This is a genomic window from Streptomyces boncukensis, from assembly GCF_011045075.1.
In the GTDB taxonomy this organism is placed as follows: Bacteria; Actinomycetota; Actinomycetes; order Streptomycetales; family Streptomycetaceae; genus Streptomyces; species Streptomyces boncukensis.
The window spans coordinates 1-20,745 of the sequence record NZ_JAAKZZ010000084.1 but is presented as its reverse complement, the minus strand read 5'-3'; the positions used below and the strand labels follow the sequence as shown (position 1 = coordinate 20,745).

Genomic DNA, 20,745 nt, shown 5'->3' with positions numbered 1-20,745 from the left:
GCGGGGGTGGGTGGCGACGAAGTGGTTGCCCACCGCGTAGTCGACGGGGTACTGGCGGGTTTCGGTGAACACCTGGCGCCGGGTCCAGCCGTCGGCCCCCTCCGTGGGGCCTCGGTCGTTCGGCTGGAACACCGTCCAGCCCGGTCCGCCGGGGGCCGACTCCTCCCAGCGGAGCCGGTAGGACCAGCCGCGGTCCGTCGTGAGCCGTGCGTCGTCCCGCAGCTCGATGGGCGCGAGGGGGCTGCCGCCGAAGCCGACGTCGCTGAGCCACCGCGCGCCGTCCAGCTCCACGAGCAGCATGGCGTGGGTGGCCGGGCGGGGCGTCTCCGCTCCCAGCTGGATGCGGCCGGAGACGGCGGTGAAGCGGAAGCCGAGCGCCTCCAGCGCCGCGGCGTACAGCGTGACGTGCTCGTAGCAGTAGCCGCCGCGGCCCCGGCGCACCATCTTGTCCTGGAGCGTCGCCAGGTCCAGCGCAACCTCGTGGTGGAGGAAGCTGTCGATCGCGTCCCAGCGCAGCGACAGCACATGGGCCCGGTGCAGGGCGCCCAGCGTCTCCGGGGTGGGAGTGCGGTCGCCTGTGTAACCCAGGCGGCCGAGGTAGGCGTCGAGGTCGAGCTGGTCACTGTTCCACATGGTGGAGGGAACTGCCCGGCCCCGACGCCTATTCCGGGGCCGGTCAGCCGGTCAGCCGGTCAGGCCGGGACGCCGGCCGCGTCGGCCACGTCCCGCTTGAGGGCGGCCAGCGCTCCGGCCGCGCGGGCGCGGGCGCTGCGCAGCGCCGCGGTCCGGTCCGGCGCCTCCCCCACCGGGGAGACGACCTCCAGATAGCACTTGAGCTTGGGCTCCGTGCCGCTGGGCCGTACGACCACGCGCCCGCCCGCGACGCCACGTTCCGCGTCGCCCGCCAGGACGTAGCGCAGCCCGTCGGTGGGCGGCAGGCCGGCGGAGCCGGCGGCCAGGTCTTCGGCCCGCTCCACGGCCAGCCCCGCCAGCTGCTCCGGCGGCTTCTCGCGCAGCCGGACCATGGCGGCGGCGATCAGCGACAGGTCGTCGACGCGGACGGAGAGCTGGTCGGTGGCGTGCACGCCGTACTCGGTGTCGAGGTCGTCCAGCAGGTCGGTCAGCGTCCGGCCGGCCCTCCGGAGCTCGGCGGCCAGCTCGGCGACGAGCAGCGCCGCGGTGACGCCGTCCTTGTCGCGGACGCCGTCCGGGTCGACGGCGTAGCCGAGCGCCTCCTCGTAGGCGTAGCGCAGGCCGTCCACCCGGGCCAGCCACTTGAAGCCGGTCAGGGTCTCGGCGTACGGCAGCCCGGCCGCGCGGGCGATGCGGGACAGCAGGGAGGACGAGACGATCGTCGTCGCGAACGTACCCCGCGCCCGCTTGTGGACGAGGTGGGTCGCCAGCAGGGCCCCCACCTGGTCGCCGCGGAGCATCCGCCAGCCGGCCGCCGCCTGAGGGTCGGGGACGGCGACGGCGCAGCGGTCCGCGTCCGGGTCGTTGGCGATCACCACATCCGGCGCGGTCTCGCGGGCCGTCGCGAACGCGAGGTCCATCGCGCCGGGCTCCTCCGGGTTCGGGAACGCGACGGTCGGGAAGTCCGGATCGGGCTCGGCCTGTCCGGGCACCGGGACGGGAGCGGGGAAGCCGGCGCGTTCGAACGCGAGCCGTACGGTGCGGGTGCCGACGCCGTGCAGGGCCGTGTGCACGACCCGTACGTCGCGCGGCGAGCCCTCGGTGAGCACGGCACCGGTGCGGGCGAGGTAGGCGTCGAGCAGGTCCTCGCCCAGCACCTCCCAGCCGGAGTCGGGGCGCGGCACCCCGGTGAGCGGGCCGACGGCGGCGATCTCGGCGGCGATCTCCGCATCGGCGGGCGGCACGATCTGGGTGCCTCCCCCGAGCTCTTCGAGCTGGGGGGACCCCCAGCCCAGATAGACCTTGTAGCCGTTGTCGCGGGGCGGGTTGTGACTGGCGGTGACCATGATCCCGGCAGCGGCGCCCAGATGGCGGATGGCGAACGCCAGTACGGGGGTGGGCAGCGGCTCCGGCAGCAGCGCCGCGCGCAGCCCGGCGCCGGTCATGACGGCGGCGGTGTCCCGGGCGAAGTCCAGGCTCCTGTGGCGCGCGTCGTAGCCGATGACGACGGTGGCGCCGGGCCGGTGCGGACCAACCGCGCCGTGCCCGCGCAGATACGCCGCCAGGCCCGCGGCGGCGCGGATGACCACGGCGCGGTTCATCCGCGCCGGCCCGGCGCCCAGCTCGCCGCGCAGCCCGGCGGTGCCGAACTGGAGCGTGCCGGAGAAGCGGTCAGCGAGCTCCGCCGCCTCCCCGGCCTCGATCAGCCCGGCCAGCTCCTGCCGGGTCTCCGGGTCCGGGTCGTCGGCCAGCCAGCGGCGGGCCCGCTCGATGACGTCGTCGGCGTTGGTCCCATGGGTCCCGTTGGTCATCGGTACTCCTCCGTGGATACCCCCGGCTTCGGCCGGGGGAGGAAACGAACCCCTGCGGAGCAGGGCAAGGAACGGGGTTTCGCCGTCAAGGCGAAAGACCGCCCACGCGATCGGGTGGGCTGCTCGCCGCGCGGTGTGAGGACCAAGTTCCGTACGCGCGCCGATCGAGAACCAGGACAGCGCACCCAGAGCCTTGCTCTGCACAACCGGGCTGGTTCCAACCCGGCTGGTGTTGAGGGAGTAAGACCTTGCTGGTCGCTGACCTGCGGGGCTTCCTGAGCCAGGAATCCCCCTGCTTCAGCTGGGGGAGGGTTCAAGTCGATTGCCTCCGGCGGAGTGTCCGTGCTGGGCGGAGCCCCGCGCCCCGGTCCGGCGCGGGGTGTACTGCGCTCAGATCCGTTCCAGCACCCGGGCGAGCAGCGTCCCCATCCGGGTGGCCGAGTCCTTGCCGGCCTGCAGGACCTCCTCGTGGTTGAGCGGCTCGCCCGTCATCCCGGCGGCCAGATTCGTCACCAGCGAGATCCCGAGCACCTCGGCCCCCGCCTCGCGCGCCGCGATGGCCTCCAGCACGGTGGACATGCCCACGAGGTCGCCGCCGATGGTGCGCACGTAGTTGATCTCGGCGGGGGTCTCGTAGTGCGGCCCGGTGAGCTGGACGTAGACCCCCTCCTCCAGGCTGGGGTCGATCTCCTGGCAGAGGGTGCGCAGCCGGGGGGAGTAGAGGTCGGTGAGGTCCACGAAGTTCGCACCGACGATCGGCGAGGCGGCCGTGAGGTTGATGTGGTCGCTGATCAGGACGGGCTGGCCCGCCCGCATGCCGGGGCGCAGCCCGCCGCACCCGTTCGTCAGGACCACCGTCTTGCACCCGGCGGCGACGGCCGTGCGCACGCCGTGCGCGACGGCGGCCACGCCGCGGCCCTCGTAGAAGTGCGTGCGGCCGAGGAAGACCAGCGCGCGCTTGTCGCCGATGCGGTACGAGCGGACGGTGCCCGCGTGGCCCGCGACGGCGGGTGGCGGGAAGCCGGGCAGCTCGGTCACGGCGCACTCGTGCTCGGCTGCGCCGAGCGCGTCGGCGGCGGGCACCCAGCCCGAGCCCATGACGAGGGCGACGTCGTGGCTGTCCGCGCCGGTCAGCTCGCGCAGCCGGGTGGCGGCAGCGGCGGCGGTGCGGTGCGGGTCGTCGGCGGTGTGCGGAATGGGAGATGCGTTCACGCATCGAGCGTAGCCCGTCTCGGCCTACGCGCGTAGACGTCGGCGCGATTCCGTGTGTTCCGGGCGGTGGCTCGTACCCCGCTAGCAGGGGCGTTTGCGGAGCTCCATCACATAGTCGTGGGGCGCGCCCGCGGACTCCGCCGCGTCGGCGATGTCGCCGAGGTAGCGCGCCGAGGGGAGCCCGCCCTCGTAGCCGTTGAGGACGTAGCACCAGGCGGCCTCGTCGCCGTCCAGGGTGTGCACACGGATCCGCATCCGGCGGTAGATGTCCAGGCCCACGCCCTCCCAGCGGTCCATGGCGTCCTCGTCCAGGGGGGCGATGTCGTAGAGCGCGGCGAAGACGTGCCGGCCCTTCGCCGGCGGGGTCTCCACGAGCGTGGCCAGCGCCCCCTCCCAGCCCATGTGCTCCCCGCCGAAGGTGAGCCGCCAGCCGGTGATCCAACCGGTGCCGCGCAGCGGCGAGTGCGGGGCGCGGCGGGCCATCAGGCGGGCGTCGAGGTTGCCGGCGTAGGCGGCATAGAGCGACATGCGCACGAGGGTACGCGCCCGCTTGCCGGGCCCCAGCGCGTGCGGGATCAGCGGGTGCGGGACAATGAGGTACGTGACTCGGATCGTGATCATCGGTGGTGGACCCGGCGGGTACGAGGCGGCGCTGGTCGCGGCGCAACTCGGCGCGGAGGTGACGGTCGTCGACTGCGACGGCCTCGGCGGAGCCTCGGTGCTCACGGACTGCGTGCCGTCCAAGACGCTCATCGCCACCGCCGAGGTGATGACCAACTTCGACTCCTCGTACGAGGAGCTGGGCATCCGGGTCGAGGATACGACCCACGATCCGGACGACCCGGCCCGTGTCGTCGGCGTGGACCTGGGCAAGGTCAACCGCCGGGTGAAGCGGCTCGCGCTGGCCCAGTCGCACGACATCACCGCCTCCGTCACCCGCGCGGGTGTGCGGGTGCTGCGCGGGCGCGCCCGGCTGTCGCCGGGGCAGGCGCCGGACGGCTCGCGCGAGGTCGTCGTCACCACCCCAGGGGACGGCGAGGAGCGGCTGACCGCCGACGCGGTGCTGGTCGCCACCGGCGGTCACCCCCGGGAGATCCCGGACGCCCGCCCGGACGGCGAGCGCATCCTGAACTGGACGCAGGTGTACGACCTGGAGGAGCTGCCCGAGGAGCTGATCGTGGTCGGCTCCGGGGTGACGGGCGCCGAGTTCGCCGGGGCCTACCAGGCGCTGGGCTCCCAGGTCACGCTGGTCTCCTCGCGGGAGCGGGTGCTGCCGGGCGAGGACCCGGACGCCGCGGCCGTGCTGGAGGACGTCTTCCGGCGGCGCGGGATGAACGTGATGAGCCGCTCGCGCGCCCAGTCGGCCAAGCGGGTCGGCGACCGGGTGGAGGTCACGCTGCAGGACGGGCGCACGATCACCGGGTCGCACTGCCTGGTCGCGGTCGGCGCGATACCCAACACCGCCGACATGGGCCTGGAGGAGGCCGGGGTCGAGCTGCGGGAGTCCGGGCACATCAGCACCGACCGGGTCTCGCGTACGTCGGCGCCGGGCGTGTACGCGGCCGGGGACTGCACCGGCGTGCTCGCGCTGGCCTCGGTCGCCGCGATGCAGGGCCGGATCGCGATGTACCACTTCCTGGGCGACGCGGTGGGGCCGCTCAACCTCAAGGCGGTGTCCGCGAACGTGTTCACGGACCCGGAGATCGCCACTGTCGGTTACTCCCAGGCCGACGTCGACGCCGGCACCATCGACGCGCGCGCCGTCAAGCTGCCGCTGCTGCGCAACCCGCGCGCGAAGATGCAGGGCATCCGGGACGGCTTCGTCAAACTGTTCTGCCGTCCGGGCACCGGGATCGTGGTGGGCGGCGTGGTCGTGGCGCCCCGGGCGAGCGAGCTGATCCACCCCATCTCGATCGCGGTCGACAACAACCTGACCGTCGAGCAGATCGCGAAGGCGTTCACGGTGTACCCGTCGTTGACGGGCTCGATCGCGGAGGTCGCCCGGCAGCTCCACACCCGGAAGACCGTCGAGTAGCCCCTTTACCACATCACAGGTCTCCGTACGAACAACTTCTGTTAATCGGCGCAAACCGCTGAAAACAGACGGTCATTGGCGTTACTGTCAGTTTCGTGTTCGCTGCGGAACGTCGTCAATTGATCCTTGAAATGGTGCGAGCTAACGGGGCCGTCTCGCTCCGCGAGCTGGCCCGCGTCGTCCAGACCTCCGAAGTGACCGTGCGTCGTGACGTACGGGCGCTGGAGGCAGAAGGACTGCTCGACCGCCGACATGGCGGTGCGGTGCTGCCGGGGGGCTTCTCCCGGGAGTCCGGATTCCCCCAGAAATCCCATCTAGCGACCGCGGAGAAGACGGCCATCGCCGATCTCGCCGCGGGCCTCGTGTCGGAGGGCGAGGCCGTGGTCGTCGGCGCCGGGACGACCACCCAGGAGCTGGCGCGCCGCCTCGCGCGCGTCCCCGGGCTGACCGTGGTCACCAACTCGCTGCTGGTCGCGCAGGCGCTGGCGCACGCCAACCGCGTCGAGGTCGTGATGACCGGCGGCACCCTGCGCGGCTCCAACTACGCGCTGGTCGGCAGCGGAGCCGAGCAGTCCCTGCACGGGCTGCGCGTCTCCCGCGCGTTCCTCTCCGGGAGCGGGCTGACGGCCGAGCGCGGGCTGTCCACGTCCAACATGCTCTCCGCGAGCGTGGACCGGGCGCTGGTGCAGGCCGCGGCGGAGGTCGTGGTCCTCGCCGACCACACCAAGCTCGGCACCGACACGATGTTCCAGACCGTGCCGACCGATCTCGTCACGCGGCTGGTGACGGACGAGCCGCCGCCGCACGACGACCGGGCGGAGGCGGAGCTGCAGGCGCTCGCGGACCACGGGGTGCAGATCGCCGTGGCCGGACCCGTGCGGCCGTCCCCCACCGGGGAGGACCGGCGCGGCGCGGGCCCGCCGGACGTCCGGGATGTCCAGATGCCGGGCCCCCGGCGCACCCCGAACCCCCCGGGGGCTCCGGGCGGGGGCGCCTCACCGCCGCCGGCGCAGCTGCGGGCTGCTGCGGCGGCGGACGGCGCCCCGGCCAAGGCGCCCCGCGTCGCCGACCTCGCGCCGCGCCGCCGCTGAGGGGCTCTCGGGGCGCGTCGCGCGGTTCCCCGCGCCCCCCACGGGGCGGGCCCCGCCAGGGGCGCGGGGAACCGCGCGACCAGCCACGGCATACGCGCGGCCCGCGGCGGGCGAACAGGGGCAGCCCCTGCCCGGTACGGGCGCCTAGTCCTTGATCTCGCAGATGACGGCGCCGGAGGAGAGGGAGGCGCCGATCTCGGCGTTGAGGTCCTTGACGGTGCCGGCGCGGTGGGCGTTCAGCGGCTGCTCCATCTTCATCGCCTCCAGGACCACGACCAGCTCGCCCTCCTCGACGTGCTGGCCCTCCTCGACGGCGACCTTGACGATGGTGCCCTGCATCGGGGAGGCCAGCGCGTCCCCGGAGGCGGTCGGGCCGCTCTTGCGCCCGGCCCTGCGCCGCGGCTTGCGCGCTCCGCCCTGCACCGCGGCGCGGGCCAGCGGCATGCCGAGCGAGGACGGCAGCGAGACCTCCAGCCGCTTGCCGCCGACCTCGACGACCACCGTCTCGCGCGCGGCGGCGTCGTCGTCCTGCTCGTCCTCGACCCCGGTCGCCGCCGCGTACGGCGGCAGTTCGTTCACGAACTCCGTCTCGATCCACCGGGTGTGCACGTCGAAGGGCTCGCCCGGACGGCCGGTGACCTCCGGCGCGAAGGCCGCGTCGCGCACCACCACCCGGTGGAAGGGCAGCACCGTGGCCATGCCCTCCACGCTGAACTCCTCCAGCGCCCGCGCGGCCCGCTGCAGCGCCTGGGCGCGGTCGGCGCCGGTGACGACCAGCTTGGCCAGCAGTGAGTCCCAGGCCGCGCCGATCACCGATCCGGACTCCACCCCCGCGTCCAGCCGCACGCCGGGGCCCGCGGGCGGTGCGAAGGAGGTCACCGTGCCCGGCGCGGGCAGGAAGTTGCGGCCCGGGTCCTCGCCGTTGATGCGGAACTCGAAGGAGTGGCCGCGCACCGGCGGGTCGCCGTAGCCCAGCTCCTCGCCCTCGGCGACCCGGAACATCTCCCGCACCAGGTCCAGTCCGGTCACCTCCTCGGTGACCGGGTGCTCGACCTGCAGCCGGGTGTTGACCTCCAGGAAGGAGATGGTGCCGTCCTGGCCGACGAGGAACTCGCAGGTGCCCGCGCCCACATAGCCCGCCTCGCGCAGGATGGCCTTGGAGGCGCGGTAGAGCTCGGCGTTCTGCTCGTCGGTCAGGAACGGCGCGGGCGCCTCCTCGACCAGCTTCTGGTGGCGGCGCTGCAGCGAGCAGTCGCGGGTGGAGACGACCACGACGTTGCCGTGCTGGTCGGCCAGGCACTGGGTCTCCACATGGCGGGGCCGGTCCAGATAGCGCTCGACGAAGCACTCGCCGCGGCCGAAGGCGGCCTGCGCCTCGCGCACGGCCGACTCGTACAGCTCGGGGACCTCCTCCAGGGTGCGGGCGACCTTCAGGCCGCGCCCGCCGCCGCCGAAGGCGGCCTTGATGGCGATGGGCAGCCCGTGCTCCTGGGCGAAGGCGACGACCTCGTCCGCGCCGGCCACCGGGTCCTGGGTGCCGGCGACCAGCGGGGCGCCGGCGCGCTGGGCGATGTGCCGGGCCGAGACCTTGTCGCCCAGGTCCCGGATGGCGGCCGGCGGCGGACCGATCCAGGTCAGGCCGGCGTCCAGGACGGCCTGGGCGAACTCGTCGTTCTCGGACAGAAAGCCGTATCCGGGGTGGACGGCGTCCGCCGCGGAGTCGGCCGCGGCCTTGAGGACCTTGGAGATGTCCAGGTAGCTCGCGGCGGGGGTGTCACCGCCCAGGGCGTAAGCCTCGTCGGCTACCCGGACGTGCAGTGCGTCCCGGTCCGGCTCGGCATAGACAGCGACGCTCGCAATTCCCGCGTCCCGGCACGCGCGCGCCACGCGGACCGCGATCTCGCCGCGATTGGCGATGAGCACCTTGCGCACGATGGCTCCCTCCTAGAAATCAAACCGAGTTTAGGTACTGGCGACACCCGACGCCGAGTCGCCAGCGGGAGTGAGCTTGCCCACACAGAGGGTTACCCGGATCGGGTGCACACGCCTCTTCCCCCGTTGTTCCACGGTACGCCGGGTTTTGGCGGTTGCCCGCCGACCTCGCGATGTGGTCTTGCTCTCTGTACCGTCACCCGTGGTCCAGGGGCCGCCTTTTGTGGAATCCCTATGAAACGCGGGGCGAAACTTTGCTCGTCGTCCCACCCCTTGCCGTCGGCTGTACCCGTGAGTAGCGTGCGCGCCGTGACCAGATACAGCCCCAGACGCGTCGTGGCAGCCGTCGCGGCGCTGGTACTGGCCCTGGAAGCGGTCGTACTGACCTTCGTCAACCTCTTCCTGGGCGAAGTCGTCCAAGAGCAGGACATGTCCCTCGGCGGTATCGATCCGAGAGCGATGACCGCCTCGGCGTGGGTGGCGGCGGCGGTCATCGGGGGCTATCTCGCGCTGTGCGCCGCGGTGCTGGCCCGTACGGCGGTGCGCGACAGAGCGCCGCGCGGCTTCCTCCGTATCGTCCTGATCAGCAGCGCCGTGGTGCACGGACTGCTGGGCGCGTTCTCGCTCGGACTGGTCGGCTGGACCGCGTTCGTGGCGATGGTGGCCGTGCTCGGGCTGATCGTCTGGTCGCTGACCTGGTACGGCGAGGAGAGCCCGGACTCCGAGGGGAACTCCGCGCCCTCCGGCCCGGTCATCCCCACAAGTCGGTGATCCCGACCCCCACGTCGGCCAGCAGCTCGCGCAGCAGCGGCAGCGAGAGGCCGATGACGTTGCCGTGGTCGCCCTCGATGCCCTTGATGAACGGGGCCGAGCGGCCGTCGAGGGTGAACGCGCCCGCCACATGGAGCGGTTCGCCGCTGGCGACATAGGCCGCGATCTCCGCGTCCGTGGGCTCCCCGAAGTGCACGGTGGTGGAGGCCGTGGCGGACGCGCGGGCACCGCCGCGGGTGTCGATGAGGCAGTGCCCCGTCCGCAGCACTCCGCTGCGGCCCCGCATCGCCTTCCAGCGGGCCGTGGCGTCCTCCGCGTCGGCGGGCTTGCCCAGCGCCCGGCCGTCCAGCTCCAGCACCGAGTCGCAGCCGACGACCAGCGCGCCCCCGGCCTGAGGCCGCCCCGCCACCGCCGCGGCCTTCGCCTCCGCGAGCGCCCGCGCCAGCGCGCCGGGGCTGTCGGCGCGGAGCGCGTCCTCGTCCACGCCGCTGACCACGACCTCCGGGTCGAGTCCGGCCTGCCGCAGCAGGCCGAGGCGGGCGGGTGAGGCGGAGGCCAGTACGAGCCGGCGCTGGGTGTCCATGGCTCTCATCGTAGGAGGCCGCAGCGGGGCGTACGGGCTCAGTCCGCGTTGATGTACACCAGCAGCATCACGGTGATGACCACCGCGGGCAGCAGCCAGTACAGCCGGTGCAGCTTCGTCTGCGCCGCGCGGGTGTCGTCGTCCGGCTCGTCCCGGGGATCGGACCACAGCATCGGTCGATGATGGGCCGGGCCGGCGCCCGCGCGCCTGAGTACGGCTACTCAAATGACCGAGTTGCCCCATCAGGGGCGGCCCCGGACCCGGCGGGAGACCTACGCGGGCCAGTAGGAGCGCCGCCACACGCCCGGCCCCGGCGCCGGAACCGGGCGCGGAACCGTACGGACGGGGTCGGCCCAGGCGCTGCGCGCCGCGCCCCCCGGCTCCCGGGCGGCGGCCGCGGCGGCGCGCACCCTGACCACCGCCAGCGCGGCGGCCAGTTCCTCCGGGGTCGGATTGCCGCGTACGACCTTGATCATGGATGGCCTCCTCAGAGGGGGATGTTGCCGTGCTTCTTCGGGGGCAGCTGCTCCCGCTTGGAGCGGAGGGTCCGCAGCCCCCGCACGAGGTGGCGGCGCGTCTCGGACGGCCGGATCACCGCGTCCACATACCCCCGCTCGGCCGCGGTGTACGGGTTCAGCAGGGTGTCCTCGTACTCCCGGGTGAGTTCCTCGCGCAGCTCCTCGCGGTCCGCGTCGGGCGCCGCCGCGAGGGTCTTGCGGTGCAGGATGTTGACCGCGCCCTGGGCGCCCATGACGGCGATCTGCGCGGTGGGCCAGGCGAAGTTGAGGTCGGCGCCGAGGTGCTTGGAGCCCATCACGTCGTAGGCGCCGCCGAACGCCTTGCGGGTGATGACCGTGACGAGGGGGACCGTGGCCTCGGCGTAGGCGTAGATCAGCTTGGCGCCGCGCCGGATGATGCCGTCGTACTCCTGGTCGGTGCCCGGCAGGAAGCCGGGGACGTCCACGAAGGTGATCACCGGCACGTTGAACGCGTCGCAGGTGCGCACGAAGCGGGCGGCCTTCTCGCTCGCGTCGATGTTCAGACAGCCCGCGAACTGCAGCGGCTGGTTGGCGACGATGCCGACCGCACGGCCCTCGATCCGGCCGAAGCCGGTGACGATGTTCGGCGCGAACAGGGCCTGCGTCTCCAGGAACTCCCCGTCGTCGAGCACGTGCTCGACGACGGTGTGCACATCGTACGGCTGGTTCGCGGAGTCCGGGATCAGGGCGTCCAGCTCGCGGTCCTCGTCCGAGGTCTCCAGGTCGGCGTCCTCGGTGAAGACCGGCGGCTCGGAGAGGTTGTTGGACGGCAGATAGGACAGCAGCGCCTTGACGTACTCGACGGCGTCCTTCTCGTCGCCCGCCATGTGGTGCGCGACGCCGGAGGAGGTGCTGTGCGTACGGGCGCCGCCGAGCTGCTCGAACCCGACGTCCTCGCCGGTGACCGTCTTGATGACGTCGGGGCCCGTGATGAACATGTGCGAGGTCTGGTCGACCATCACGGTGAAGTCGGTGATGGCCGGAGAGTAGACCGCGCCGCCCGCGCAGGGGCCCAGGACGAGGGAGATCTGCGGGATGACGCCGGAGGCGTGGGTGTTGCGGCGGAAGATCTCCCCGAACAGCCCGAGCGCCGCCACCCCCTCCTGGATGCGGGCGCCGCCGCCGTCGTTGATCCCGATCACCGGGCAGCCGGTCTTCAGCGCGAAGTCCATCACCTTGACGATCTTCTCGCCGTAGACCTCGCCGAGGGCGCCGCCGAAGATGGTGAAGTCCTGCGAGAAGACGCACACCGGGCGGCCGTCGACGGTGCCGTAACCGGTGACCACGCCGTCCCCGTAGGGGCGGTTCTGCTCCAGCCCGAAGGTGGTCGAGCGGTGCCGCGCGAACTCGTCCAGCTCGGTGAACGTCCCCTCGTCGAGCAGCAGGTCGACGCGTTCCCGGGCGGTGAGCTTCCCCTTCGCGTGCTGTTTCTCGACCGCGCGCTCCGATCCCGCGTGCACCGCCTCCGCGGCCCGGCGCTCGAAGTCCGCGAGCTTCCCCGCGGTGGTGCGGATGTCTGGGCCCGTCTGCTCTGACATCTGAGGGCGGCTCCTGCTCGTCATCGGGTGGTTACCGATTCGTAGGCTATCGGCGCGGCCCGGTTCCTGCGGTGCGGCGTTGGCCACACTTGGCGCCGGGCCCGGACCGGCCGCGGGCACATGGCCGGTTCCGGCGGGTCGGCGAGCCGCTCTCCGGCACTCCCCGCACCCGCTGTCGCCCCCGGCCTTGGGCCCTTCTGGTGGATCTCCGCGGCGTCGCGACGCCCGGCACGCACTCTCGCCGCACCGCGCAAAAGCCCAAGTAGCTCCGCTACGAGGGCTTCCGCGCGGCACGCCGAGAGCACGCACCGAACGCCGCTCCTTCCCCACGGAGATCCACCAGAAGGGCCCTAACCTGAGCGTATGGCTGACTCCGACGCATCCGGAAACCGCTGGTCCGACCTCGACCGGCCGCCGCTGCGCGCGGCAGCGCTGCGCCGCGCCCTGACCGGCGAGGACTCCCTGTGGACGTCCCTGGACGTCCTGGAGCGGGTCGGCTCCACCAACACCGAGCTCGCCGCCCGCGCCCGCGCCGGAGAGGCGGAGCCCGGCGCCGTCCTGGTCGCCGAGGAGCAGACGGCGGGGCGCGGCCGGCTCGACCGCGGCTGGAGCGCCCCGCCCCGCTCCGGGCTGTTCCTCTCGGCGCTGCTGCGGCCCGATCCGCCCGCCGACCGCTGGGGCTGGGTCCCGCTGCTCGCGGGAGTGGCCACGGCGGGAGCCCTGGCCCGCGTCGCGGGGGTGGACACCGGCCTGAAGTGGCCGAACGACCTGCTCACCACGGCCGGCGGCGAGGAGCGCAAGACCGGCGGCATTCTCGCCGAGCGCGTGGAGACGCCCGGCGGCGCCGCGTTGGTGCTCGGCATCGGCATCAACGTCTCGCTGCGGCAGGACGAGCTGCCCGTGCCGGCGGCGGGCTCGCTGCTGCTCGCGGGCGCCCAGGGCACCGACCGCGACCCGCTGCTGCGGGCCGTGCTGCGCGCGCTGGAGGACTGGTACGGCCGCTGGAGCGCCGCCGACGGCGACGCGGCCGCGAGCACCGTGCTGGAGGCGTACGCGGCGGGCTGCGTCACGCTCGGCCGCCAGGTGCGCGCCGAGCTGCCCGGCGGCGCGGAGCTGCGCGGCGAGGCCGTGGCGGTGGACGGCGACGGACGGCTGGTGATCGCCTCGGCACAGGGCGTGCAGGAGCCGGTCGCAGCGGGTGACATCGTGCACCTGCGCCCGGCCTCCGGAGAGTGAGGTAGCGCACAACTGCCGTATGGTGGGCAACCGGCGGCGACACCGGCCGGCTCCGGCCGGTGCGCGGCCCGTGCGAGCCGGAGCAAGAGAACGGAAGGGCTGTGCGCAGGGACGACGGTACGGACGGCGCCGCGAACGACTCCGTGAGCGAGCCCGCGAACGGCGCCTCGGACAGCCCCGCGCACGGTCCCGCGCCCCAGGGCGCGCACGACGCACACGACGGGCACCGCGAACACGGTGCGCAGGGCGCGCACGACGCGGACGACCCTCCGGAAGCGGGCGACGACGCGGATCCCAGCGCGCTCCGCATCGAGGAGCTGATCCTCGGCTCGGAGCGCCGGTACACCCCCTTCCAGGCGGCGCGGGCCGCCGGGGTCTCCATGGAGCTGGCCGCCCGGTTCTGGCGGGCGATGGGCTTCGCGGACGTCGGCCAGGCGCGGGCGCTGACCGAGGCGGACGTGCTGGCGCTGCGGCGGCTCGCGGGCCTGGTGGAGGCCGGGCTGCTGAGCGAGCCCATGGCCGTCCAGGTGGCCCGGTCCACCGGCCAGACCACGGCCCGGCTCGCCGACTGGCAGATCGACTCCTTCCTGGAGGGGCTGACCGAGCCGCCGGAGCCCGGTATGACCCGGAACGAGGTCACCTACCCGCTGGTCCAGCTGCTGCTGCCGGAGCTGGAGGAGTTCCTGGTGTACGTGTGGCGGCGGCAGCTCGCCGCCGCCACCGGGCGCGTCGTCCAGGCCCAGGACGACGACGAGATGGTGGACCGGCGGCAGGCCATCGGCTTCGCCGACCTGGTGGGCTTCACCCGGCTGACCCGGCGGCTGGAGGAGGAGGAGCTGGGCGAGCTGGTGGAGGCGTTCGAGACCACGGCCGCCGATATCGTGGCCGCGCACGGCGGACGGCTGATCAAGGCCCTGGGGGACGAGGTCCTCTACGTCGCCGAGGACGCGGGCACCGCCGCCGAGGTCGGGCTGCGGCTGATCGAGACGATGGCGCACGACGAGACCATGCCGGAGCTGCGGGTGGGCATCGCCTTCGGCACGATGACGACGCGCATGGGCGACGTCTTCGGCAACACCGTCAACCTGGCCAGCCGGCTCACCTCGATAGCGCCCAAGGACACGGTGCTCGTCGACGGCGCCGTGCGCGCCGAGCTGACCGCGGCCGGGGAGGCGCCGGAGTCGGAGAAGGAGAGCGAGGACCTGTCCGGGTTCCGCTTCGCGCTCCAGCCGCTGTATCAGCGGCCGGTGCGAGGGCTGGGCGTTGTCGAACCGTGGCTGCTGCGCCGCCGCCTCTGAGCCGGGCCCGCCGGGTCCGGGCCGCCCCTCGCCCCTCGCCGCTCGTCGCGGTCTGCGGGTGCGCTGTGGCTGGTCGCGCCCCGCGGCGAAGCCGCTACGGACACAGCCCCGCGCCCCTCCGGGGCGCACACAGGTGTCCCGTCAGGGGCGGTCGCTCCCCCGGGCACCGGTGCCGTCGGGGCCGCATAGGGTGCGGGCATGACATCGACGGAAACGACAGAGGCCCGTTACGGAGAGTGGATCCGGGTCCGCAAGGACGCCGGGACCCGCGTCGCCGAGCTGGTGATGGACCGGCGCAGCGCCATGAACGCGGTCTCCACCGCCTTCGCGGGGAGCCTGGCCGAGGCGTGCGCCGCGCTGTCCGAGGACCGCGGGGTGAGCGCCGTGGTGCTCACCTCCACCCATGAGCGGGCCTTCTGCGTCGGCGCCGACCTCAAGGAGCGCAACGCGCTGACCGACGCCGAGCTGGGCCGGCAGCGCCCGCACGCCCGCGCCGCGTACACCGGGGTGCTGGAGCTGCCCGTGCCGACCGTCGCCGCCGTGCACGGCTACGCGCTGGGCGGCGGCTTCGAGCTGGCGCTGTCCTGCGATCTGATCGTGGCGGACCCGAGCGCGGTGGTCGGGCTGCCGGAGGTGTCCGTCGGGGTGATCCCCGGCGGGGGCGGCACCCAGCTGCTGCCGCGCCGGGTGGGCGCGGCCCGCGCCGCCGAGCTGGTCTTCACCGGGCGCCGGGTCGAGGCGGCCGAGGCCCGCGAGCTGGGGCTGGTCGATGTGCTCACCGGGCAGCCGGGGCAGGACCGCGCGGAGGCGCTGGCGCTGGCCGGCCGGATCGCCGCGAACTCGCCGGTCGGGCTGCGCGCCGCCAAGCGCGCGATGCGCACGGGCTGGGGCATGGATCTGCGGGCCGGTCTGGAGGTGGAGGACGCGGCCTGGCGCACGGTGGCCTTCTCCGGGGACCGGGCGGAGGGCGTGGCCGCGTTCAACGAGAAGCGCACGCCGCGCTGGCCCGGCGAGTAGCCGGGGCTGTGCCGGGCCCGCGGCGCAGCCGCAACGGGACACAGCGCGGTGCAATGTGACGAACCGCCCTAGCCTTGGTCGTATGGGCCGAATGGGAGACGATGCGGACGCCCGGCTCTGCGCTGTGGCGGCGCTGGCCCGCGCCATGGCGGCGGCGCACACCGCGTCCCCCCTCCCGCGCGGTGATCCGCGGAGCCTGCCGCACCGCGCTCTGGCGCACGCGGCGGCGCGCGGGGCCCTGGAGGCGCTGGGCGGCTCCTTCGCGGCGGTCTCCCGCTGGGAGCGGGGCCGGGGGCGGCTGCGGGTGCTGGCGAACGCCGGAGAGCTGGCCGGGGGCGAGGAGCGGTTCCCGGACGACGAGTCGTACCCGGTGCACGACTTCCCGGAGATCACCGAGTTTCTGCACGAGGAGTGGGCGCGCTGCGGGGAGCCGCCCGCCTGGGTGGAGACCCTGGACGGCCCGCCCTCGGGCCGGATAGCGGCGCTGCGGCGGCGCGGCCGGGGTTCGTGTGTCGTCGCTCCGCTGGTGCTGCACGGGCGGGCGTGGGGGGAGCTGTATGTGGCGCGAGGCGTGGGCGAACCGGTCTTCGCGCCGGGCGACGCGCGGTTCGCGACCGTCCTGGCGGCGCTGGTCGCCTCGGGGCTGGCGCAGGACGAGCACCTGGAGGAGGTCCGGCGCCTGGCCTTCACCGACCCGCTCACCGGGCTCGCCAACCGCCGCGCCGTCGACAGCGGGCTGGACGAGGCCCTGGAGCTGCACCGGAGCGAGGGCACCGTCGTCAGCCTCGCCATCTGCGACCTCAACGGCCTCAAGCGGGTGAACGACGAGCAGGGGCACGAGGCGGGGGACCGGCTGCTGGAGCGGTTCAGCTCCGTGCTGTCGCTGTCCGCGGCGCTGCTGCCCGGGGCGCTGGCGGGGCGGCTGGGCGGCGACGAGTTCTGCCTGCTGGCGGTCGGCCCGACCGCGGACGAGGTGGTGCGGGCTGCGGACGAGCTGTGCCGCCGCGCGGCGGAGCTGGAGCTGGGGGAGGGCGTGGCCTGCGGGATCGTCTCCACCGGGGACCCGGTGGGGGAGATCCGTACGGCCCGGCGGCTGTTCCGGCTGGCGGACGCGGCGCAGTACCGCGCGAAGGCGGCGCGCTCCCCGAAGCCGGTGGTCGCCGGGCGGGACGGCGGCCCCGACGACCCGGTGGTCCATCTCGCGGACGCGCCCGCGGCGCCGCCCCCCGGCGAGCGCCGCCGCATCCGCAGGCTGAGCGGGTGACGTCTCGCGGGAGCCGCCATCGCCGCCATCCGGGGTGCCCCCCGGGGCGCGCCGGCGGCTGCGGCTGCCCCGTGGTGGTGCGCGCCCACGCGGCGGAGCCGCATATCCAACACAGCCCCGCGCCCCTGACGGGGCACGATCGCCGCGCCCCGTCAGGGGCGGGGGAACTGCGTCTCGGGTGCTCGGGCCACCCCGGGTCAGGCCCCGGTCGTGACAGCGGGAAATTCACTGACTAGGGTCCGTGAATATGGATATGCACACAGTGCGGGTGGGCACCGCGTCGGTCACCCCCTCAGACGTCATGGCGGTCGCCCGCGGCGGAGCCCGGGTCGAGCTGACCGAGGAGGCGCTGGAGGCGCTGCGCACCGCGCGCGGGTTCATCGAGGACCTCGCCGCCAAGCCGGACCCCGTCTACGGCGTATCCACCGGCTTCGGCGCGCTGGCCGTCCGCCATATCGGCCAGGACCTGCGCGCCCGGCTGCAGCGGAACATCGTCCGCTCGCACGCGGCGGGCATGGGGCCCGGGGTGGAGCGCGAGGTGGTGCGCGCGCTGATGTTCCTGCGGCTCAAGACGCTCGCCTCGGGGCGCACCGGCGTACGGGCCGAGGTCGCGCAGACCATGGCCGCGGTGCTCAACGCGGGCATCGCGCCCGTCGTCCACGAGTACGGCTCACTCGGCTGCTCCGGCGACCTGGCGCCACTCTCGCACTGCGCGCTGACCCTGATGGGGGAGGGCGAGGCCGAGGGCCCGGACGGCGCCGTGCGCCCGGCAGGCGAGCTGCTCGCCGAGCACGGCATCGCCCCCGTCGAGCTGCGCGAGAAGGAGGGGCTGGCGCTGCTCAACGGCACCGACGGCATGCTCGGCATGCTGCTGATGGCCTGCGAGGACCTGGCCCGGCTGTTCACCTCGGCGGACATCGCGGCGGCGCTCACCCTGGAGGCGCTGCTGGGCACCGACCGGGTGCTGGCCGCCGAGCTGCACGCCATCCGCCCGCACCCGGGCCAGGCAGCCAGCGCCGCGAACATGCTCAAGGTGCTGGAGGGCTCGGCCATGACCGGCCACCACCAGACCGGCTGGGACGGGGTGCCGGCGGCGCCCCGCGTGCAGGACGCGTACTCGGTGCGGTGCGCGCCGCAGGTCGCGGGCGCGGGCCGGGACACGCTCGCGCACGCCCGTACGGTCGCGGAGCGGGAGCTGGCCGCGGCCGTCGACAACCCGGTGGTGCTGCCGGACGGCCGGGTCGAGTCGAACGGCAACTTCCACGGCGCGCCGGTGGCGTATGTGCTGGACTTCCTGGCGGTGGCGGCGGCCGATCTGGCGTCCATCGCCGAGCGGCGCACCGACCGGCTCCTCGACCGGAACCGCTCGCACGGCCTGCCGCCGTTCCTGGCCCAGGACCCGGGCGTGGACTCCGGGCTGATGATCGCCCAGTACACGCAGGCGGCGCTGGTGAGCGAGCTGAAGCGGCTGGCGGTGCCCGCCTCGGCCGACTCGATCCCCTCCTCCGCGATGCAGGAGGACCACGTCTCGATGGGCTGGTCGGCGGCGCGCAAGCTGCGGACGGCCGTGGACGGGCTGAACCGGGTGGTCGCCGTCGAGCTGTACGCGGCCACCCGGGCGCTGGAGCTGCGGGAGGCGTCGGGGGCCGGGCTGACCGGGGGCGCGGCCGGGCGTGCGGTGGTGCGCGCGCTGCGCGAAGCGGGGGCCGAGGGGCCGGGCGAGGACCGCTTCCTGGCACCCGATCTGGCGGTGGCGGAGGACTTCGTGCGGTCCGGCGCGCTGGTGCGGTCGGCGGAGTCGGTGACCGGGGTGCTGCGTTAGGGGGTGCTTCGAAAGTCCTGTGCGGTGCCCGCGGTGTCCGGTGCGTGCTCTCGGCGTGCCGGGCGAAATCCCTCGTACTGGGCGTACTCGGGTTTTCGACCGGTGCGGCGAGAGGGCGTGCCGGGCGCCGCGGGCACCGTGCGGGGCTTTCGAAACACCCCCTAGTCCCGTTCCCGGCGTCCGCACAGCCTCGCGCCCCTTACGGGGCGCTCGTGTGAGGTCGGAGACCTGTGCTCTGTTCCACTGAGTGGGAGCCCCGGGGCTGCTGGTGGTCGGGCGTGGCCTTCGCGGAGGGGACGAACCACAGCCCCAGCAGCAGTCCTCCGGCCACCGCGGCGGTGATCAGCGGACGTCGGTGAGCGAGCAATGCCGGTCCCTTCCCTGAACTAGCCGTACGGGGAGCGATGTTACTGGCGGGGCACCGCCCAGGGGAAGCGCAGGTTCCGCTCTGCGGACCCGGTGCGGGTTTGGGCTGTAAGTGGCCTGGCCCACAGTTTTATGAGAAGTGGAACCGAAGATAGGCAGATGTGCGTTGTGATCTGTAGAGCTGGGACGCACATGTCCGGTTTCGGGGGATAACGCACGGTGTGCGGGCGTGTACAGCGGTACAGGGGAGACCCGGGGTATCCGAGGGCAATGGAGAGGCCAGTGAAAACGGTGGGGATGCGCCGTAAGGGCGTCGCGGCGACGGCCGTACTACTCGGCGGCGTGCTCGCGCTGACCGCGTGCAGCGGCGGTGACGACGGCGGCGACGGCTCCAAGGCGAAGTCCGAGATCGCCAAGGGCGAGAAGGCCAAGGCTTCCGAGGCGCGAATAAAGCTCGCCAGCAAGGACGGCAAGGACAACGCCAGCATCAACACCGGTGGCAACATCACCGTCGCCAAGGGCAAGCTCACCAGCGTGTCCATGAAGGCGGCGCAGAGCGGCGCCGAGGTCCAGGGCACCCTGGCCGGTGACGGCAAGAGCTGGAAGCCCAAGAGCCAGCTGGAGCGCGCCACCGAGTACGAGGTCACCGCCAAGGCCAAGGACAGCGAGGGCCGCAAGGCGGTGGAGACCGCCACCTTCACCACGGTCTCCCCGTCCAACAGCTTCATCGGCACCTACGCCGGTGAGGACGGTGCGAAGGTCGGCGTCGGCATGCCGGTGTCCTTCACGTTCGACAAGCAGATCACCAACAAGAAGGCGGTCCAGTCCGCGATCAAGGTCACCTCGACCAGCGGTCAGCAGATCGTCGGACACTGGTTCGGCAACGACCGGCTGGACTTCCGTCCGGAGAACTACTGGAAGGCCGGCACCAAGATCACCGTCGATATGAAGCTCGACGGGGTCAAGGGCGCCAAGGGCATCACCGGCGTCCAGGACAAGACCGTCACGTTCAACGTCGGCCGCAAGCAGGTCAGCACGGTGGACGCGAAGACCTACACCATGAAGGTCGTCCGGGACGACAAGACCGTCAAGACCATCCCGATCTCCGCGGGCAGCCCCAAGAACCCCACGTACAACGGCCAGATGGTGATCTCCGAGAAGCACAAGGAGACCCGGATGGACGGCGACACGGTCGGATTCGGCCGGGACGGCGCGGAGGGCTACGACATCGCGGACGTGCCGCACGCCATGCGGCTGTCCACCTCCGGCACCTTCATCCACGGCAACTACTGGGGCGCGCCCTTCGGCTCCGGCAACACCAGCCACGGCTGCGTGGGCATGAAGGACAGCCGCGGGGCGAACGACTCGTCCACCGCCGGCGCGTGGTTCTACAACAACTCGCTGATCGGCGACGTGGTCATCGTCAAGGGCTCCCCGGACAAGACCATCCAGCCCAACAACGGCCTGAACGGCTGGAACATGGACTGGGCGCAGTGGAAGGCGGGCTCCGCCGTCTGACCTGACGCTCCGGCCGGCCCTGAGCCGGCCGCCGCTCCACACGCCAGGGGCGGGGCACGGACCTTCCGGGGTCCGTGCC

General features: G+C 73.4%; 18 protein-coding genes. 9 read left to right on the top strand and 9 right to left on the bottom strand.

Features of this window, described 5'->3' with window-relative positions; all coding sequences use genetic code 11:
* The 4 genes from G5C65_RS11165 to G5C65_RS11150 all read right to left on the bottom strand — a co-directional run.
* A partial coding sequence (locus G5C65_RS11165) for an arylamine N-acetyltransferase family protein (protein ID WP_165298599.1) occupies nt 1–633 on the bottom strand: 633 nt, incomplete at its 3' end.
* Between the two features lie 59 nt (nt 634–692).
* Entirely contained in the window at nt 693–2,444 is a 1,752-nt protein-coding gene (locus tag G5C65_RS11160) for a phospho-sugar mutase (protein ID WP_165298598.1), read from the bottom strand.
* A gap of 390 nt (nt 2,445–2,834) precedes the next feature.
* Complete coding sequence (locus tag G5C65_RS11155) at nt 2,835–3,656, bottom strand: purine-nucleoside phosphorylase (protein WP_165298597.1); 822 nt, start codon at nt 3,654–3,656, stop codon at nt 2,835–2,837.
* A gap of 81 nt (nt 3,657–3,737) precedes the next feature.
* Nucleotides 3,738–4,184, bottom strand: coding sequence for a gamma-glutamylcyclotransferase family protein (locus G5C65_RS11150; protein ID WP_165298596.1), 447 nt, complete (start codon nt 4,182–4,184; stop codon nt 3,738–3,740).
* Nucleotides 4,185–4,248: 64 nt separating this feature from the next.
* On the opposite strand from G5C65_RS11150, the gene G5C65_RS11145 reads away from it, so the two are divergent.
* The gene (locus G5C65_RS11145; RefSeq protein ID WP_165298595.1) at nt 4,249–5,691 is read left to right on the top strand and encodes an NAD(P)H-quinone dehydrogenase; all 1,443 of its coding nucleotides are present in this window, start codon (nt 4,249–4,251) and stop codon (nt 5,689–5,691) included.
* Nucleotides 5,692–5,822: 131 nt separating this feature from the next.
* On the top strand, nt 5,823–6,782 hold the full coding sequence (locus G5C65_RS11140; protein WP_206441584.1) for a DeoR/GlpR family DNA-binding transcription regulator: 960 nt from the start codon (nt 5,823–5,825) through the stop codon (nt 6,780–6,782).
* 144 nt (nt 6,783–6,926) lie between these two features.
* On the opposite strand, the gene G5C65_RS11135 is transcribed toward G5C65_RS11140, so the two are convergent.
* Entirely contained in the window at nt 6,927–8,714 is a 1,788-nt protein-coding gene (locus tag G5C65_RS11135; RefSeq protein WP_165298593.1) for an ATP-binding protein, read from the bottom strand.
* A gap of 309 nt (nt 8,715–9,023) precedes the next feature.
* Here G5C65_RS11135 and G5C65_RS11130 point away from each other — a divergent pair, with 309 nt between their 5' ends.
* Nucleotides 9,024–9,485, top strand: coding sequence for a hypothetical protein (locus tag G5C65_RS11130; RefSeq protein ID WP_338146320.1), 462 nt, complete (start codon nt 9,024–9,026; stop codon nt 9,483–9,485).
* Here G5C65_RS11130 and G5C65_RS11125 read toward each other — a convergent pair.
* The 4 genes from G5C65_RS11125 to G5C65_RS11115 all read right to left on the bottom strand — a co-directional run bounded on the left by G5C65_RS11125 (nt 9,466) and on the right by G5C65_RS11115 (nt 12,145).
* A complete protein-coding gene (locus G5C65_RS11125) occupies nt 9,466–10,068 on the bottom strand; it encodes a nucleoside triphosphate pyrophosphatase (RefSeq protein ID WP_165298592.1) in 603 nt (200 codons plus the stop codon). The two genes, G5C65_RS11130 and G5C65_RS11125, sit on opposite strands and share 20 nt — an antisense overlap.
* 38 nt (nt 10,069–10,106) lie before the next feature.
* The gene (gene mmpB, locus G5C65_RS40100) at nt 10,107–10,241 is read right to left on the bottom strand and encodes a morphogenic membrane protein MmpB (protein ID WP_277608041.1); all 135 of its coding nucleotides are present in this window, start codon (nt 10,239–10,241) and stop codon (nt 10,107–10,109) included.
* A gap of 99 nt (nt 10,242–10,340) precedes the next feature.
* Nucleotides 10,341–10,544, bottom strand: a complete 204-nt coding sequence (locus G5C65_RS11120) for an acyl-CoA carboxylase epsilon subunit (protein WP_165298591.1) — start codon at nt 10,542–10,544, stop codon at nt 10,341–10,343.
* 11 nt (nt 10,545–10,555) lie between these two features.
* Entirely contained in the window at nt 10,556–12,145 is a 1,590-nt protein-coding gene (locus G5C65_RS11115; protein ID WP_165298590.1) for an acyl-CoA carboxylase subunit beta, read from the bottom strand.
* 363 nt (nt 12,146–12,508) lie between these two features.
* Here G5C65_RS11115 and G5C65_RS11110 point away from each other — a divergent pair, with 363 nt between their 5' ends.
* The 6 genes from G5C65_RS11110 to G5C65_RS11080 all read left to right on the top strand — a co-directional run bounded on the left by G5C65_RS11110 (nt 12,509) and on the right by G5C65_RS11080 (nt 20,666).
* Nucleotides 12,509–13,381, top strand: coding sequence for a biotin--[acetyl-CoA-carboxylase] ligase (locus G5C65_RS11110; RefSeq protein WP_165298589.1), 873 nt, complete (start codon nt 12,509–12,511; stop codon nt 13,379–13,381).
* Nucleotides 13,382–13,482: 101 nt separating this feature from the next.
* On the top strand, nt 13,483–14,679 hold the full coding sequence (locus G5C65_RS11105; protein WP_165298588.1) for an adenylate/guanylate cyclase domain-containing protein: 1,197 nt from the start codon (nt 13,483–13,485) through the stop codon (nt 14,677–14,679).
* A gap of 198 nt (nt 14,680–14,877) precedes the next feature.
* Entirely contained in the window at nt 14,878–15,696 is an 819-nt protein-coding gene (locus G5C65_RS11100; RefSeq protein ID WP_165298587.1) for an enoyl-CoA hydratase/isomerase family protein, read from the top strand.
* 91 nt (nt 15,697–15,787) lie between these two features.
* Nucleotides 15,788–16,960, top strand: coding sequence for a GGDEF domain-containing protein (locus G5C65_RS11095; protein WP_165298601.1), 1,173 nt, complete (start codon nt 15,788–15,790; stop codon nt 16,958–16,960).
* A gap of 247 nt (nt 16,961–17,207) precedes the next feature.
* The gene (hutH, locus tag G5C65_RS11090) at nt 17,208–18,782 is read left to right on the top strand and encodes a histidine ammonia-lyase (protein ID WP_165298586.1); all 1,575 of its coding nucleotides are present in this window, start codon (nt 17,208–17,210) and stop codon (nt 18,780–18,782) included.
* A 636-nt stretch (nt 18,783–19,418) separates the two neighbouring features.
* Nucleotides 19,419–20,666 carry a L,D-transpeptidase gene (locus G5C65_RS11080; RefSeq protein ID WP_165298585.1) on the top strand — a complete coding sequence of 416 codons (1,248 nt, stop codon included), beginning with the start codon at nt 19,419–19,421 and terminating at the stop codon, nt 20,664–20,666.
* Nucleotides 20,667–20,745: the final 79 nt, after the last annotated feature.

Coding starts and splice junctions, on each gene's coding strand:
- G5C65_RS11160 (WP_165298598.1), bottom strand. CDS start 2,444: ATGACCAACGGGACCCATGGGACCAACGCCGACGACGTCATCGAGCGG.
- hutH (WP_165298586.1), top strand. CDS start 17,208: ATGGATATGCACACAGTGCGGGTGGGCACCGCGTCGGTCACCCCCTCA.
- G5C65_RS11115 (WP_165298590.1), bottom strand. CDS start 12,145: ATGTCAGAGCAGACGGGCCCAGACATCCGCACCACCGCGGGGAAGCTC.
- G5C65_RS11125 (WP_165298592.1), bottom strand. CDS start 10,068: ATGGACACCCAGCGCCGGCTCGTACTGGCCTCCGCCTCACCCGCCCGC.
- G5C65_RS11140 (WP_206441584.1), top strand. CDS start 5,823: ATGGTGCGAGCTAACGGGGCCGTCTCGCTCCGCGAGCTGGCCCGCGTC.
- G5C65_RS11150 (WP_165298596.1), bottom strand. CDS start 4,184: ATGTCGCTCTATGCCGCCTACGCCGGCAACCTCGACGCCCGCCTGATG.
- G5C65_RS11095 (WP_165298601.1), top strand. CDS start 15,788: ATGGGAGACGATGCGGACGCCCGGCTCTGCGCTGTGGCGGCGCTGGCC.
- G5C65_RS11145 (WP_165298595.1), top strand. CDS start 4,249: ATGAGGTACGTGACTCGGATCGTGATCATCGGTGGTGGACCCGGCGGG.
- G5C65_RS11080 (WP_165298585.1), top strand. CDS start 19,419: ATGGAGAGGCCAGTGAAAACGGTGGGGATGCGCCGTAAGGGCGTCGCG.
- G5C65_RS11100 (WP_165298587.1), top strand. CDS start 14,878: ATGACATCGACGGAAACGACAGAGGCCCGTTACGGAGAGTGGATCCGG.
- mmpB (WP_277608041.1), bottom strand. CDS start 10,241: ATGCTGTGGTCCGATCCCCGGGACGAGCCGGACGACGACACCCGCGCG.
- G5C65_RS11110 (WP_165298589.1), top strand. CDS start 12,509: ATGGCTGACTCCGACGCATCCGGAAACCGCTGGTCCGACCTCGACCGG.
- G5C65_RS11120 (WP_165298591.1), bottom strand. CDS start 10,544: ATGATCAAGGTCGTACGCGGCAATCCGACCCCGGAGGAACTGGCCGCC.